General features: G+C 66.3%; 14 protein-coding genes (1 of these 14 only partly in view). 5 read left to right on the top strand and 9 right to left on the bottom strand.

Annotation, left to right across the window (positions count from 1 at the left end; translation table 11 throughout):
- Positions 1-640, top strand: partial view of a glutamate-1-semialdehyde 2,1-aminomutase gene (gene hemL / locus AC1DYM_RS21420; RefSeq protein WP_477341836.1) — the 3' portion only. 638 nt of this gene lie to the left of the window's left edge; the window shows 640 of its 1278 coding nt (coding positions 639-1278); its start codon lies off the left edge, out of view; it ends in the stop codon at positions 638-640.
- A 73-nt stretch (positions 641-713) separates the two neighbouring features.
- Here the strand turns inward: hemL and AC1DYM_RS21415 are convergent, their stop codons facing one another.
- The 7 genes from AC1DYM_RS21415 to AC1DYM_RS21385 all read right to left on the bottom strand — a co-directional run bounded on the left by AC1DYM_RS21415 (position 714) and on the right by AC1DYM_RS21385 (position 8375).
- A complete protein-coding gene (locus AC1DYM_RS21415; protein ID WP_477341834.1) occupies positions 714-1961 on the bottom strand; it encodes an acetylornithine/succinylornithine family transaminase in 1248 nt (415 codons plus the stop codon).
- A 399-nt stretch (positions 1962-2360) separates the two neighbouring features.
- The gene (locus AC1DYM_RS21410) at positions 2361-3695 is read right to left on the bottom strand and encodes a sigma 54-interacting transcriptional regulator (RefSeq protein ID WP_477341832.1); all 1335 of its coding nucleotides are present in this window, start codon (positions 3693-3695) and stop codon (positions 2361-2363) included.
- Positions 3696-3907: 212 nt separating this feature from the next.
- Positions 3908-4723 (bottom strand): SDR family oxidoreductase, encoded by an 816-nt coding sequence (locus tag AC1DYM_RS21405; RefSeq protein WP_477341830.1) that lies wholly within the window; start codon positions 4721-4723, stop codon positions 3908-3910.
- A gap of 11 nt (positions 4724-4734) precedes the next feature.
- On the bottom strand, positions 4735-5337 hold the full coding sequence (locus AC1DYM_RS21400) for an LON peptidase substrate-binding domain-containing protein (RefSeq protein WP_477341828.1): 603 nt from the start codon (positions 5335-5337) through the stop codon (positions 4735-4737).
- A gap of 10 nt (positions 5338-5347) precedes the next feature.
- Positions 5348-6706, bottom strand: coding sequence for a UDP-N-acetylmuramate:L-alanyl-gamma-D-glutamyl-meso-diaminopimelate ligase (gene mpl, locus AC1DYM_RS21395; RefSeq protein WP_477341826.1), 1359 nt, complete (start codon positions 6704-6706; stop codon positions 5348-5350).
- A 66-nt stretch (positions 6707-6772) separates the two neighbouring features.
- Positions 6773-7357, bottom strand: coding sequence for an adenylate kinase (locus AC1DYM_RS21390; protein WP_477341825.1), 585 nt, complete (start codon positions 7355-7357; stop codon positions 6773-6775).
- 91 nt (positions 7358-7448) lie between these two features.
- Entirely contained in the window at positions 7449-8375 is a 927-nt protein-coding gene (locus AC1DYM_RS21385) for a lysostaphin resistance A-like protein (protein WP_477341823.1), read from the bottom strand.
- Between the two features lie 97 nt (positions 8376-8472).
- Between AC1DYM_RS21385 and AC1DYM_RS21380 the strand changes: the two genes are divergently transcribed.
- Positions 8473-9726, top strand: a complete 1254-nt coding sequence (locus AC1DYM_RS21380; RefSeq protein WP_477341821.1) for a 6-phosphofructokinase — start codon at positions 8473-8475, stop codon at positions 9724-9726.
- Positions 9727-9847: 121 nt separating this feature from the next.
- Here AC1DYM_RS21380 and AC1DYM_RS21375 read toward each other — a convergent pair whose 3' ends face one another.
- Positions 9848-11266: a UdgX family uracil-DNA binding protein gene (locus AC1DYM_RS21375; protein ID WP_477341819.1), complete on the bottom strand. Its 1419-nt coding sequence runs from the start codon at positions 11264-11266 to the stop codon at positions 9848-9850.
- Positions 11266-12480 (bottom strand): putative DNA modification/repair radical SAM protein, encoded by a 1215-nt coding sequence (locus AC1DYM_RS21370; RefSeq protein ID WP_477341817.1) that lies wholly within the window; start codon positions 12478-12480, stop codon positions 11266-11268. The genes AC1DYM_RS21375 and AC1DYM_RS21370 overlap by 1 nt, the downstream gene beginning before the upstream one ends.
- Before the next feature lie 97 nt (positions 12481-12577).
- Here AC1DYM_RS21370 and AC1DYM_RS21365 point away from each other — a divergent pair, with 97 nt between their 5' ends.
- The 3 genes from AC1DYM_RS21365 to AC1DYM_RS21355 all read left to right on the top strand — a co-directional run bounded on the left by AC1DYM_RS21365 (position 12578) and on the right by AC1DYM_RS21355 (position 14873).
- Positions 12578-13864, top strand: a complete 1287-nt coding sequence (locus AC1DYM_RS21365; RefSeq protein WP_477341815.1) for an amidohydrolase family protein — start codon at positions 12578-12580, stop codon at positions 13862-13864.
- 148 nt (positions 13865-14012) lie between these two features.
- On the top strand, positions 14013-14441 hold the full coding sequence (locus AC1DYM_RS21360) for an RcnB family protein (RefSeq protein WP_477341813.1): 429 nt from the start codon (positions 14013-14015) through the stop codon (positions 14439-14441).
- A 15-nt stretch (positions 14442-14456) separates the two neighbouring features.
- Positions 14457-14873 carry an RcnB family protein gene (locus tag AC1DYM_RS21355; protein ID WP_477341811.1) on the top strand — a complete coding sequence of 139 codons (417 nt, stop codon included), beginning with the start codon at positions 14457-14459 and terminating at the stop codon, positions 14871-14873.
- The last annotated feature ends 127 nt before the right edge of the window (positions 14874-15000 follow it).

Below are 15000 nucleotides of genomic sequence, written 5' to 3'. Positions count from 1 at the left end.
TGCGCCCAAGGACGGCTATCTCCAGGCGCTGCGCGAGCTGTGCACCGAGCACGGCGTGTTGCTCATCTTCGACGAGGTCATGACGGGCTTTCGCGTCGCACTCGGCGGGGCGCAGGCGCATTACGGCATCACGCCCGACCTGACCTGCTTCGGCAAGATCATCGGCGGCGGCATGCCGGTGGGTGCCTACGGCGGTCGCCGGGATCTCATGGAACAGATCGCGCCAGCGGGTCCGATCTACCAGGCCGGGACGCTGTCGGGTAACCCGGTGGCGATGGCCGCGGGCCTGGCGATGCTCCAGCTGATCCAGGCTCCCGGTTTCTACGACGACCTGACGGCCCGTACCGTCCGCCTCACCGACGGCATCCTCGCCGAGGCGAAGAAGGCCGGCGTGCCTTTCAGCGTGAATCGCGTCGGCGCGATGTTCGGTCTGTTTTTCACCAACGAGACGGTGGAGAGCTATGCGCAGGCGACCACGGCGGATGTCGCGGCGTTCAACCGCTTCTTCCACGGCATGCTGGAGCGCGGCGTGTACCTGGCGCCGTCGGCGTTCGAAGCGGGCTTCGTGTCGAGCGCGCACGACGATGCGGTGATCGCTGCGACGATCGCTACCGCGGGCGAGGTTTTCGCGTCGCTTTAGGCGAATCGCCGCTGAAGCGGCTCCCACAGAGAGCCGGCTTCAACAGAGAGCCGGCTCCCACACCATGGCCCTATCAGGCGACTTGCGCTTCCTGGACGAAGGCGGCCAGCGAAGCATGGAGTCGCTCCAGGCCTTCGGCCGTTTCCTCGTCCGTGATGGTCAGCGGCGGCACGATGCGCAACACATCGGGGCCCGCCTGCAGGATCAGCAAGCCATGCGCGGCGGCGAGGTCGAGGATCTCGCCGGCACGGCCGGCATATCTCGCATCGAGCACGGCACCGATCATCAGGCCGCGGCCACGGATTTCCGAGAACAGGTGGAATTCGTGGTTGAGCTTGTTCAAGCCGGTACGCAGGTCGTTGGCCTGGCGTTCCACGTTGAGCATGACCGCCGGCGAGGCGATCTTGGCCAGGGCGACGCGCGCGACTGCCGCGGCCATCGGGTTACCGCCGAATGTCGTGCCATGGGCGCCGAACTGCATCACCTCGGCCACCTTGGGCCCGACCAGCATGGCGCCGATCGGGAAGCCGGCACCGAGGGCCTTGGCCAGGGTGACGATGTCGGGCGTGACGTGGTCGTGGGTGTGGGCGAACAGCGTACCGGTGCGGCCCATGCCGCACTGGATTTCGTCGAGGACCATCAGGGCCTCGTGCGTATCGCACAACTCGCGCACCGTCTTCAGGAAACCCGGCTCCGCCGGCATGACTCCGCCCTCGCCCTGGACCGGCTCGAGCATCACCGCGGCGACGTCGCCGTGGGCCATGGCTTGTTCGAGCGCAGCGGGGTCGTTGAAGGGCACGTAGCGGAAACCACCCGGGAGCGGCTCGTAGCCTTCCTGATATTTCGGCTGGGCCGTCGCGGTCACCGCGGCGAGGGTGCGGCCGTGGAACGAGCCTTTGAAGGTCACGATGACGCGCTTCTCGGGCGGACGCCCCAGCGAGGCAGCCCACTTACGCACCAGCTTGATCGCGGCCTCGTTGGCCTCGGTGCCGGAGTTGCAGAGGAAGACCCGCTCGGCGAACGGCGCGTGCTCGACCAGTTCCCGGGCCAGGTGCAGCGGCGGCCCGGAGTAGAAGACGTTGCTGGCGTGCCAGAGCTTGTGGGCCTGGCCGACCAGGGCGGCGACGAGGTCCGGATCCTGGTGGCCCAGGGCGTTCACGGCGATGCCGGCGCCAAAATCGATGTAATCGCGGCCTTCCGTATCCCAGACACGGGAGCCTTTCCCGTGATCGAGGACGACATCGCGCGGGCGGTACACGGGCAGCCAGTAACGCTTGCCCAGGCCAACGAGATCGGAGGGTTCGACAGGGTGCGACGACATGGGTACGACTCCGGGCAGCGGCCGCAGCGCCGACACCCCTACAGGAACGGATGGAATCGCACGGTACGCTCTGCGGTCCGACATCGATCCGAAACCACCTCATCGTATAAGGCGCGGCCCCTGCCGACAACGCACATCGTGTAGCGCCGGTGCAACGATTTGTTACACGTCGCTACACCGCCTGAACGCCCGGTTTCGGCGACCTTGCCGGAAAGTCCTTGCGAATCAAAGGAAGCGATTCGTGGCACGGCGCTTGCTGCCGTAGTGGGCAAGGCCCTGTGAAGCCCGCGATGTTCGCTCGCCCGACGACCCTGCCAAGCCGGACGACGAATGGGAACTCCCGGTCCCCCAGAGGGCCGGGAGTTTTCTTCACTCCCCGTCAGGACGGGCCGAGTCCGGTCAGCGGAGTTGGTCGAGCGCGAGTTGGTGTTTCTTGCAAAGGCGATAAACGGTCACGCGGGATACGCGCAGACGTCGCGCGCATTCGCTGATGTTGAACGCACTGGCGCGCAGGCAATCGACGATCGCTTCGCGTTCGGCGGAGGTCCGCGCGCTGCCCAGGCTGTCCCGGTCCGCGCCAGGGAGGTCGGCGCTCAGCTCGAGATCTTCCGGCGTGATCAAGGCATCGTCGGCGATGACGGCCGCGCGTTGCACCCGATTCATCAGCTCGCGCACGTTGCCTGGCCACGCAAAGGCGTTCATCGCCTTGCGGGCGGTCGTGCTGAAGGCCCGTGCGCGCGTGCCGTAGCTTTCGCGGAACGCATCGAGGAAGTACTGGGCTAGCAGCTCGATATCGCCATTGCGTTCCCGCAAGGGCGGCATGCGCAGACGTAGCACGTTGAGTCGATAGAACAGGTCCTCGCGAAACCGGCCCTGGGCCACGGCTTTCTCGAGGTCCACGTGAGTCGCCGCCAGCACGCGGACGTCCACCTTGATGGACTGGCAGCTGCCGATCCGCTCGATCGTGCCTTCCTGCAGCACGCGCAGCAGGTTGGTCTGCGCATCGAGCGGCAGATCGCCGATCTCGTCCAGAAACACGGTACCGCCATCGGCGGATTCGAAGTGGCCGATACGCCGTGCGGTGGCGCCGGTGAACGAACCCCGCTCGTGGCCGAACAGTTCGGACTGGACGAGGTTGGCCGGCAATGCCCCACAATTGATCGCTGCGAACGGCTGTTCATGGCGTGGCGAAAGCTGGTGCAGTGCCCGCGCGGCCATTTCCTTGCCCGTGCCGGTTTCACCGGTGATGAGCAGGGGCAGTTCGACCGGCGCGAACTTGCGAATATTCTGAGAGAGCATGCGGATGGCCGGGCTGTCGCCGGTCAGGATGCTCGGGCGGTTCTCGATCGGCGCGGGCGCGTCGCCCGGCGCGCGCTGCAACGCCTGGCGCAACGCGGTGAACGAGGATGCGCCGTCGATGATCTCGAGGGCCAGGGGCAGAGCTTGGCGGACCAGGGGTTCGTGGGCCGGGGTGCGCGAACCCGTCAGGCCGATCCAGGCCATGCCCGGATGGTTTTCGCGCAGCGCGTGGAGGATGCGAACGGCCGCCAGCGCACTGGCCCGAAGGTCGACCACGGCGATAGCCGCGTCTCCGCATTCGGGTAGTGCTTCGTTCTGGCTCGCCGGATCGGCAACCAGGGTGCGCCAGCCCGCCCGGAGCAGCCCGAAGTGTTCTTCAACGCTCGGCCTGCCAACCCAGACGACACAACGCCCCGACATTTCCCCGCGCGACATGCCTGCTCCTCACCCGTTACGTGGCCTGCTAGCCGGCTTCGCGGATTCAATCCTGGACCCGCCGCCGGCACCCCTGCAGGCCGGCAAGCCCCACATCGTCGCGCGTGTGTCAGACGACTGCGACGGGGATCGAAGTTATACCGGCATGCCGAATGCGGCCATACGCCAAACGGGCTAGCCTCCCGAGCCATACGGGTGTATCGACGCGCTAGCTACAGAAACAGATCCGGTAGTAGCGGGTGGCCCGGTGCGACAGCGTAGTGATCGAAATCCGTGACACCTTCTTCGCGCAGCACGTCTTCGTCGATGTAGAAGCGTCCGGTCGATTCGCGTGAGGGACGCGTGAGGATCGCGTGCGCCGCGTCCGCGACGATATCCGGCGTGCGGCAATGTTCGGCACGAACGCCCTCGATCATCGCGATGGCTGCCGTGCCGATCACCGTTTTCGGCCACAGCGCATTCACCGCGATGCCCAGCGGCGCGAACTCGGGCGCCATGCCGAGCACGCACAGGCTCATACCAAACTTGGCAATGGTGTACGCGACATGTGGTGCGTACCACTGCGGATCGAGGGTCGGCGGCGGCGACAGCATGAGCACCTGCGGGTTCTTCGCATCTTTGAGATACGGCAGGCAGGCCTGCGTGGTGAGGAAGGTGCCGCGCGTATTCACCTGCTGCATGAGGTCGAAACGCTTCATCGGCGTGTTTTCCACGCCGGCCAACCAGATGGCGCTGGCATTGTTCACCACGATGTCGATGCCGCCGAAGCGTTCGGCGGCCGTCGCTGCGGCCATGCGCACTTCGGACTCTTCGCGGATATCCACCTTCAACGGCAACGCCACGCCACCGGCCGCTTCGATCTCGGCGGCGGCCGTGTAGATGGTGCCCGGCAGCTTCGGATTGGCGACGCTGCTCTTCGCCGCGATGACGATGTTCGCGCCGTCGCGCGCGGCGCGCAGTGCGATGGCCAGCCCGATGCCGCGCGAGGCACCGGTGATGAAGAGCGTTTTCCCTGCGAGTGAAGTCAAGACACGTCCTTTTACGGGCGCTGGAAGCGCGGAAGAATGTCACGCAGTTCGGCGAGTCGCTCGAGTGGATCGTCGAGTTCGAGCATGTGCTGGCACTCGTTCGGATCCAGCGGCAGCAATTCGGAAAGGCGAAAGCCCACCCAGCTGGCATCGTCCGAGCGCGTCGCCACGTCGTGTCGCCACGGCGGCTGCATCTGGTCGACGAGGCGTTCGAGAATCGTCGCGAGCAGGCCGAATTCGGGCGGCAGTGGCGAGATCTCTTCGGCACGCCAGGTGGCGATGTCACCACGTACCTGGCCATCCGAGCGGATGCGGGTGCGCGTGACGCGAAAGCGCAGGCCACCTTCGGCGACGATACCGAGCAAGCCGTCTTCGCCCGTGTGGAAGTCCGTGATCGTGGCCAGCGTGCCCACCGCGGCAGGCACCGCGGGCTGCCCGGCTTCGCTGCCTTCGAGGATCATGCAGACACCGAACGGGCGGCCCGTTCGTGCGCACTCGCGCACCAGGTCGATGTAGCGCGGTTCGAAAATGCGCAGTTGCAGCTGACCGCCCGGAAAGAGGACGTTCGACAGGGGAAACAACGGGTAGTCTTGACCGGGCGTGGTGGCTGCCATGCCCGTCAGTCTAACCTGCGTCGAGTGCGGTAAAGAAGCGCCGCGGCGCCGCTTCGAAGCCGCCGTTGGACATGAAGACGACATGGTCGCCTTCCCGTGCGTCCGCGGCGAGTGCACTGACCAGCGCATCCACGGTCGGCACCGCCGTGCCACGACCCGCGAGGGCCGCGGTAACGCGCGCCGCATCCCAGGCAAGCTCGGGGCGATGCAGGAAGACCACGCGATCGGCATCGACGAGCGACGGCGCCAGGGCATCCGCGTGCGCGCCCAGCCGCATGGAGTTCGAGCGGGGTTCGAGCGCGACGACGATGCGCGCATCGCCGACCTTCGCACGCAGCCCTGCCAGCGTCGTCGCGATCGCCGTAGGATGGTGGGCGAAGTCGTCATACACCGTGACTCCGCGTGCCTCGCCGATCGTTTCCATGCGACGCCGGACGCTGGCGAAGCTGGCGAACGCCGGCAGCAGGGCCACCGGATCGGCGCCTGCCGCGGCGGCCGCCGCAAGGGCGGCGAGCGCATTCATGACGTTGTGCCGGCCCAGCGAGTTCCAGCGAATCTCGCCGAGCACGCTGTCGCCGCGGCGCACGCGGAAGTGCGATCCGTCGGCGGCGATCAGCTCGGCGCGCCAGTCGCCCTGCTCGATACCGAACGTCTCGACCGGTGTCCACGCACCCATCGCCAGCACCTCGGCGAGGTACGCGTCTTCCGCGTTGACGATGAGCCGGCCGTTACCGGGCACGGTGCGGACGAGGTGATGGAACTGACGCTGGATGGCGGCCACGTCCGGAAAAATATCGGCGTGGTCGTATTCGAGGTTGTTGAGGATGGCGATGCGCGGACGGTAGTGGACGAACTTCGAACGCTTGTCGAAGAAGGCCGAGTCGTACTCGTCGGCTTCGATCACGAAGGGCTTGCCCTCGCCCCGGCGGGCCGAGACGTCGAAGTTGCCGGGTACGCCACCGATCAGGAAACCCGGCGCCAGGCCAGCGGATTCGAGCAGGTGGGCGAGCAGGCTGGTGGTCGTCGTCTTGCCGTGCGTACCGGCCACGGCCAGCACGTCACGGCCGCCGAGCAGGGTCTCGCCCAGCCACTGCGGGCCCGAGATGTAACGCAGACCTTCGTCGAGCATGTATTCGACCGCCGGGTTGCCGCGGACCATGGCATTGCCGACGACGACCAGATCAGGGGCGGGCTTCAGGTATTCCGCCTTATAGCCTTGCATCAGGCCGATGCCGAGGGCCTCGAGCTGGTCGCTCATCGGCGGATAGACGTTGGCGTCCGAGCCTTCGACGGTCAGGCCGAGTTCGCGCGCGAGCGCGGCGACGCCGCCCATGAAGGTGCCGCAGATACCAAGGATATGCACGCGCATGAGTCGACTCATCGGAGCGCGATGCCTGGGCACCGCGGAACGGCCCGCCGGAGCGGGCCGTGTGGATCAGGCGCTGGCAGCCTGGACGCCGCCGGGCAGCACGTCGAGGACGCGCTGCGTCACGTCGTCGAGCTCGCCGACGCCATCGACGACCTGCAGCTTGCCGCGCTGCTCGTAAAAGCTGGCCACCGGCGCGGTCTGCTCGGCATAGATGCCCAGACGCTTCTTGACCGTATCCGGATTGTCGTCCGGACGACCTTCCTTCTCGAAGCGCACTTCGCAGCGGCCCACGATGGCCTGGTCGGGCACATCGAGCTTGACCACGACATCGAGCGGCTGGCCAATACGGGCGAGGACGTCGTCCAGCGCCGCGGCCTGGGCCAGGTTGCGCGGATAGCCGTCGAGGATGAAGCCCGGCCGGGCGTCCGGCTGGCTGAGGCGGTGCTCGATGATGCCGAGCATGATGTCGTCCGAAAGCAGGATGCCCTGGTCCATCAGGCCCTTGGCCTTGAGGCCCAGCTCGGTCCCTTCCTTGATCTCCGCGCGAAGCAGGTCGCCGGTGGAGATATGGGGGACGCCGAGGCGCTCCTTGAGGCGGGTGGCCTGGGTACCCTTCCCGGAACCGGGGGCGCCGAATAGCACGAGTCGCATTGATGCTCCGTTACGTCGGGCGACCGGGGGATAAACCCAGCGCCGGACACGAGAAAATGGGTCTCAAGGTAACGGCAGGGCCTCGCTCGCGTCAAACGGCCGACACGGGCCCGGTGTAGGCGATGCCCCGCTTCCAGCGCGGAGGGACCAGCCGGCCGCGCTGGCGGGCCACCAGGAACAGGCCCAGCGACACCAGGCTGCAGGCGACCAGGGCGACGATCGAGGCCTCCGCGCCGAACTCGCCCCCGGACAGCCAGTCCGGCCCGGCCAGGCGCGAGGCGACCAGGCCGTGCATCCGGGTGCCCGAGGTGGGCACGCCGAAAACCAGCGACTGGGTGATGTTCCAGGCCGCATGCAGGCCCATGCAGGCGAGCAGCGAGCGGGTCGCGACATAGAGCAAACCGAGCATCAGCCCCGCCTCCAGGGCGATGGCCAGGCTGGTGCCGACGGTCGCATGGGGGTTGAAGAAGTGGGCGAAGCCGAAGAACAGGGAGGAGATCACCAGGGCCCAGCCCGTACCGAGCGCTTCTTCGCAAGCCCGGAACAGGACGCCGCGGGAAATCAGTTCCTCGCCGATGGCGGCGCCGACGCCGGCGCCCAGGACGATGCCGGGCCAGTCGGCCCCGTTGTCCGGCCCCAGCACCACATAGGCATGGCAGAGCCAGAGGGTGCCGACTACCACGGCCATCAGGGCCGCGCCGCCGACCAGCCACGCCAGGCCTGCCGGCCAGGTGACCGGCGAAAATTCGATGAGCGGCCGACGCTCGATCCAGCGGACGAGGACGAGGTAGGCGACGATCGCCGGCACCGCCCGGATCAGCATTTCGCCGATCCCGTGGACGAGGGCGCTGCTGTCCTTGCCGATCAGCCCGATCGAGTTCAACGCGCTCATGGCGATGGTCAGCGCGATCGTCAGGATCGCAAACAGGCCGATGCGCGCGCCGGCACTGTAAAGCAGGCCGCGCTGCCAGCGCGTGGCACCGGCCGGCGGGGCGTACAACGTATTGGGTAAACGCACGACGATCCCCTTCCCCTGGCTCAACCCTGAGTCTAGCGTGTCATCCGTCGGCCGCACGCGCTACGCTCGGCACTCCCATGGTGACGAGGAAGTGCGTATGGCCGCCGGCAAAATTCTCTACGCCCAGTCGGGTGGCGTATCCGCCGTCATCAACGCGTCCGCCGCGGGCGTGATCGAAACCGCGCGCGACAAGGGCATCGTCGTTTATGCCGCGCGCAACGGCATCCTCGGCGCGCTTCGCGAAGAGCTGATCGATACCTCCAAGGAAGCCAAGGCCAATATCGCCGCGCTCAAGCACACGCCCGGCGGCGCTTTCGGCTCCTGCCGCTACAAGCTCAAGTCGCTGGAAGAGAACCGCGCGGAGTACGAGCGCCTCATCGAGGTGTTCAAGGCGCACGACATCCGCACCTTCCTCTACAACGGTGGCAACGACTCGGCCGATACGGCGAACAAGGTCTCGAAGATCGGCCAGTCGCTGGGCTACGAGGTCAACTGCATCGGCGTGCCGAAGACGATCGACAACGACCTCGTCGTCACCGACACCTGCCCCGGCTTCGGCTCCGTGGCGAAGTACACGGCCATCTCGGTGCGCGAGGCCAGCCTGGACGTCGTCTCCATGATGGACACCTCGACCAAGGTCTTCATCATCGAGGTGATGGGCCGCCACGCGGGCTGGATCGCCGCCGCGGCAGGCCTCGCCGGCTCCGCCCCGGGCGATGCGCCACACGTCATCCTGTTTCCGGAGAACGTGTTCAATCCCGAGACCTTCCTCGCCAAGGTCAAGGCCACCGTCGAGAAGGTCGGCTACTGCACGGTGGTCGTCTCCGAGGGCGTGAAGGACAGCAACGGTACCTTCCTCGCCGAGTCCGGCGCCCGCGACGCCTTCGGCCACGCGCAGCTGGGCGGTGCCGCACCGGTGCTCGCCGCCCTGGTGCGCGAGAAGCTCGGCTACAAGTACCACTGGGCCCTCCCCGATTACCTGCAGCGCTCCGCGCGTCACATCGCGTCGAAGACGGATCTCGACCAGGCCTATGCCGTGGGCAAGAAGGCTGTCGAATACGCGGCCGAAGGCCTCAATGCGGTGATGCCGGTGATCGTGCGCACCTCCGATGAGCCGTACAAGTGGAAGATCGAGGCGGCACCGCTGGACAAGAKCGCCAACCACGAGAAGAAGATGCCGAAGAATTTCATCTCGAAGGATGGCTTCGGCATCACCGCCGCGGCGCGTCGTTACCTCGCACCGCTGATCCAGGGCGAAGCGCCGCCGCCGTACGGCCCCGACGGCCTGCCGGTCTACGTGACGCTGAAAAACGCCTCGGTGCCGAAGAAGCTGAAGAAGTTCAAGATCTAACCCCGCGCCGCTGTTGTAGGAGCCGATTTATCGGCGATTGGGTGCTCGCAGCAGACTGGCTCGCTGCCGCGAGTTCGCCGATGAATCGGCTCCCACAGAGAGCTCGCCGATAAATCGGCTCCTACCCGAGCAGGTTTCGCATGAGAGAGAGGTCGCGGACGAATTGGGCGTAGCCCTCGTCGCGAGCCTGCTCGTCCGGCAGGCGCAGCAGATAGGACGGGTGCACGGTCGCCATCGCGCGTGCGCCGTCGGGCAGATCCAGCCACTGACCACGCTGCGCCATCAGGCGAAACGACGCGCCGAACACCGCTTGCGCCGCCATCGCCCCCAGGCAAACGATCGCGTCGGGACGAATACGGTCGATCTCGGCGGCAAGCCATGGCCGGCACGCGGCCTGCTCCTCGGCATTGGCGCGCTTGTGCAGGCGTCGCTTACCGCGCGGCTCGAACTTGAAGTGTTTCACTGCGTTGGTGATGTACAGGGCGCGGCGATCGACACCCGCCTCCTCCAGCGCGCGGTCGAAGAGTTTGCCCGCCGGGCCAACGAAGGGTTTGCCCGCAAGGTCTTCCTGATCGCCCGGCTGCTCGCCGATGACGACGATTCGGGCATCGCTGGGCCCCATGCCAAAAACCGTCTGCGTTGCCGGCTTCCACAGCTCGCATCGACGGCAGTCCTTCGCTTGCAGGCGCAGCGCCGCGAGGCTGCCTTCCGGCGCATCGGCGACGGACTTCTGCAAGGGCGTGATCTTCTTTCGCGGAATGGTCGGTTGCTTTTCCACCATGGCCTGCATCCTCGGTAACGCGTCGCGCACCAGTCCCGGAATGAGTTGCGCTTCGGGCAGGTTCTTCCAGTACTTCACCGGCATCTCGCGGCGCATCGCATCCACCTTCAGCCGGGCCGGATTGAAGATGTTCGCGTAGTACGTGCGCCAGAGATCTTCGAGCGCGTCGCCCGAAGGCGCGTCACCGCGTTGTGCGCCCGGCCCGAATGAAAGCGTCGTACCATCCCAGTGGGCGCTGCGTAATGGCGTCAGCAAGGACCAGCGCATGCCAGTGAATCGACGGACGAAGAACGGGGCTACGCGGGTGACGATGTCGTGGTCCGGCTCGAACCACGCCACGTAGACCGTGCCATCGTCCACCGGCAGCTCACGAAAGCGCACGAAGGCCTTCATCTTGTGCATGTCGCGATTGACCTGCTTGACGCAGGCATGCGCCCAGGCCACGTCATCGTCCGTGGCGATCGCCAACAGGTTGCGTTCGCCGTGGGCGAGGCGCCAGAGCATGCGGTAAAGCGCGGCGTGGCGCCGTGGATCCGAATGCGCCAGCACGGTGTTCACGAGGGAAAGAAAATCGCGCGGAACGGCGGGCGCCTGGGCGTGACGTGGCGGCGGCAGGGCATCATCGCTTCCGAACAGGCCGCCCTCGGCACCGGTCGTCCATTCGACCTCGGCCGGATCCACCTCCGCCAGCAGCAGCGCACGTGCTTTCGCGCGCCACTCGTCCGCGTCCGAGGCATCGTCGAGCCGGACGCCGAGCATCAGCCGAAGAGATCGGGCTGCGCTGGCTCACGCAGGTCGCGTTGCAAGGCCGCGCTCTCACGGTCGCCGCGAGGGCGATGGTCCACGGTTTCGACAAAGGGAGCGACCTTCTTCACCGGCACACGCAAGCGAATGAGGTCGGCGTAGCGGATGCGCTGGTGCGCCCGCATCGCGATCATCCGGTCCACGGTCTTGACGCCGAGGCCGGGCACACGCAGCAACATGTCTCGCGACGCACGGTTGACGTCCACCGGGAAGCTTTCGCGATGACGCAACGCCCAGGCCAGCTTCGGGTCGACCTCGAGCGAGAGCATGCCGCTATCGCCGGGGGGCGCAATCTCGTCCGCGCGAAAGCCGTAGAAACGCATCAGCCAGTCGGCCTGGTAGAGCCGATGCTCGCGCACGAGCGGCGGCGGCTTCAGCGGCAGGATCTTCGAGGCATCGGGAATCGGGCTGAACGCCGAGTAGTAGACGCGGCGCAGGTGGTAGTTCGTATAGAGATTGGTGCTGGCCGTGAGCACGTCGCGATCGGTCGCCGCGTCGGCACCGACGATCATCTGCGTACTCTGTCCGGCAGGGGCGAACTTCGGCGCCTTCTTCTCCGCCTTGGCTTCGTCGATCGAAAGACGCAGGCGCCCCATCGCGCTGCGGATGTCACCGAGGTCTTTCTCCGGAGCCAGCGACTTCAGGCCTTCGGCCGTGGGCATTTCCACGTTGATGCTGAGACGATCGGCCCACCGTCCGGCGGCATCGATCAGCTCGGGTGAGGCATCGGGAATCGTCTTGAGATGGATATACCCGCCAAACTTGTGCTCGGTGCGCAGGCTGCGCGCGACGCGGACCAGCTGCTCCATCGTGTAGTCGGGCGACTGGATGATGCCCGACGAGAGGAACAGGCCTTCGATGTAGTTGCGGCGGTAGAACTCCATGGTCAGCTCCACCACCTCTTCAGGCGTGAAACGTGCGCGTTGTACGTTGCTGCTGCGCCGGTTCACGCAGTACACGCAGTCGTAGACGCAGAAGTTCGTCAGCAGGATCTTCAGCAGGGAAATGCAGCGCCCATCGGGGGCGTACGCGTGGCAGATACCCATGCCTTCGGTCGAGCCGATACCGCCCGAGCGCAGCGAGTTGCGGCCCTTGCCGCCACTGGACGAGCAGGACGCGTCGTACTTGGCCGCGTCGGCCAGGATGGCGAGTTTGTCGGAAATCTTCATGGGGGAGGTCATGGTGCCAAATGACGCCTTCATCCGCGTGAAAGCCCCCGCGCCTCGCTTCGGTATCATGAGGCTCGATCCCAGAGACGGACCCCGCATGGACCTGATCATCCGCCACGCCACCCTTCCCGACGGTCGCCGCGACGTCGACATCGGCGTCGTGGACGGGCGCTTCGCGGCGATCCAGCCGGGCCTGCCAGCGAAGGGTGCAGAAGAGATCGATGCCCGGGGCCGGCTGGTTTCTCCGCCCTTCATTGACGCGCACTTCCACATGGACGCGACGCTGTCGCTCGGCCTGCCCCGTCTCAATGCCTCCGGCACCTTGCTCGAAGGCATCGGACTGTGGGGCGAACTCAAGCCGGACCTCACCGTCGACGCGCTGATAGCCCGTGCCATGGCGTATTGCGACATGGCGGTAGCCCAAGGGCTGCTGAGCATTCGCAGCCACGTCGACATCTGCGATGACCGCTTGCTGGCGACGCAGGCCCTGCTCGAAGTGAAACGGCGCGTCTCGCACTACCTGCATCTGGAACTCGTGGCTTTTCCGCAGGATGGCCTGCTGCGTTCGCCCTCAGCGAAAGCCAACATGATCCGTGCCCTGGACATGGGCGTCGACGTGGTCGGCGGCATTCCGCACTTCGAACGCACGATGGCCGACGGCGCCGCGTCGATCCGCTGGCTTTGCGAACTCGCCGCCGAACGCGGCCTGCGAGTGGACATGCACTGCGACGAATCCGACGACCCCTTGTCCCGGCATATCGAGACGCTCGCCGCCGAGACCATTCGCTGCGGCCTGCAGGGCCGCGTTACCGGTTCGCACCTGACCTCCATGCATTCCATGGACAACTACTACGTCTCCAAGCTGCTGCCGTTGATCGCCGAGGCCGGCGTGCATGCGATCGCCAACCCCCTGATCAACATCACCCTGCAGGGGCGCCACGACACCTACCCGAAGCGTCGCGGCATGACCCGTGTCCCCGAGCTGTTGGCCGCCGGCGTCAACGTCGCCTTCGGCCACGACTGCGTGATGGACCCCTGGTACGGCCTGGGCTCGGGCGACATGCTCGAGGTCGCCCACATGGGGCTGCACGTGGCGCAGATGACCTCGTCCGCCGGGGTCGCTCAGTGCTTCGAAGCGGTCACCACGCACGCCGCACGCGTACTGGGGCTGGACGGCTATGGCATCGCGCCTGGCCGCCGCGCCGACTTCGTACTCCTTCAGGCGGGGGATGCCTACGAGGCGATTCGGCTGAAAGCCGCCCGGTTACTGGTGGTTCGCGGCGGAAAAATCCTCGCCCGGACACCTGAACGGGTCACGTCGCTAAATCTTGCGGAACGCGCGCAGGAACTCACTCTCGAGTTCCGTCCGGGGTCGATTTCCTGAACGCGCGAGTTCATTAGCTGTCGCGTCAATGAATGCTTTCGCGAAACTTTCGATTCGTAGGACTTCGCATTCAGGAAACTCTGCCTATCTTCGGGTCGTCGATCAGCCGTAGCGACTTGCGGCGTGATGATCGTCCTGGAGAGATGCGATGAAGACGATGCTGCGTACCGCGTTTGCCGCCCTTGCCCTGGTCGCCACGACAGCGGCGTTTGCCGACGACCATCACGACCGCGACCGCGGCCGCGACGGGCACGGTTACGACCGTGGCCATGATCGCGGTCACGACGGCCGTGACTGGCATCACGACAACGGCTGGCACGGCCATCGCCCGCCGCCGCCGCGTTACTACGGACACGGCTATCACAATGGTCCTGGCTACTATGGTCCGCCCCCGCCGCGTTATTACGGCCACTGGGAGCGCGGGCACCGCTACTACGGTCGTAACACGGTGGTGTACGACTACGGCAGCTACCGCCTGCGCCCGCCGCCGCGCGGCTACCACTGGGTACGCGAGAACAACGATTTCCTGCTCGTCGCCGTGGCGACCGGCATCATCTTCGACATTGCCACACGCTAATTCGGGAGCATCCGCATGAAACTGCTTAGCAAGATCGCCTTGACCCTCGCCGCCTCGGCCGTCATCGCCCCGGCGTTCGCTTTCAGTCCGGCCCCGTTCGCGCCGGCCGGCATCCAGCAGTATCACGACGACCACGGTGACGATCACCGCGACGACCGTCGTGATGACCACCGCGACGATCACCGCGACGACCATCGTGACGACCATCGCTACGATCATCGGAACGACCACGCCAACAACTGGCATCCGGGTCCGGGCGGGCATTGGGAACGCGGCCACCGCTACGACGGTCGCGTCATCGTGGTGAACGACTATCGCGAGCGTCACCTTCGCGAACCGCCACGCGGCTATCGCTGGCAGCGCGCCGACAACAACGACTTCCTGCTCGTTGCTGTCGCTACCGGTGTGATCGCGGACATTATTTCGCAGTAAAAACGCCGTGATATCGGGCCGGGCCTCCGCTGCTGCGGGGGTCTGGCTTTTTTTTCGTGCTTTGCGTTCGCCGTGTGCTGTGGCGCAAGAGCCGGCGGGTATCGCCCTCGGGGCCACGCTCCGGCGC

The sequence above is a fragment of the Luteibacter sp. P1_D3 genome (assembly GCF_056406135.1).
The sequence above is the reverse complement of the archived record's forward strand: the minus strand, read 5'-3'. Positions and strand labels throughout refer to the sequence as shown.

Coding starts and splice junctions, on each gene's coding strand:
- AC1DYM_RS21415 (WP_477341834.1), bottom strand. CDS start 1,961: ATGTCGTCGCACCCTGTCGAACCCTCCGATCTCGTTGGCCTGGGCAAG.
- AC1DYM_RS21410 (WP_477341832.1), bottom strand. CDS start 3,695: ATGTCGCGCGGGGAAATGTCGGGGCGTTGTGTCGTCTGGGTTGGCAGG.
- AC1DYM_RS21400 (WP_477341828.1), bottom strand. CDS start 5,337: ATGGCAGCCACCACGCCCGGTCAAGACTACCCGTTGTTTCCCCTGTCG.
- mpl (WP_477341826.1), bottom strand. CDS start 6,706: ATGCGCGTGCATATCCTTGGTATCTGCGGCACCTTCATGGGCGGCGTC.
- AC1DYM_RS21390 (WP_477341825.1), bottom strand. CDS start 7,357: ATGCGACTCGTGCTATTCGGCGCCCCCGGTTCCGGGAAGGGTACCCAG.
- AC1DYM_RS21375 (WP_477341819.1), bottom strand. CDS start 11,266: ATGCTCGGCGTCCGGCTCGACGATGCCTCGGACGCGGACGAGTGGCGC.
- AC1DYM_RS21370 (WP_477341817.1), bottom strand. CDS start 12,480: ATGAAGATTTCCGACAAACTCGCCATCCTGGCCGACGCGGCCAAGTAC.
- AC1DYM_RS21365 (WP_477341815.1), top strand. CDS start 12,578: ATGGACCTGATCATCCGCCACGCCACCCTTCCCGACGGTCGCCGCGAC.
- AC1DYM_RS21360 (WP_477341813.1), top strand. CDS start 14,013: ATGAAGACGATGCTGCGTACCGCGTTTGCCGCCCTTGCCCTGGTCGCC.
- AC1DYM_RS21355 (WP_477341811.1), top strand. CDS start 14,457: ATGAAACTGCTTAGCAAGATCGCCTTGACCCTCGCCGCCTCGGCCGTC.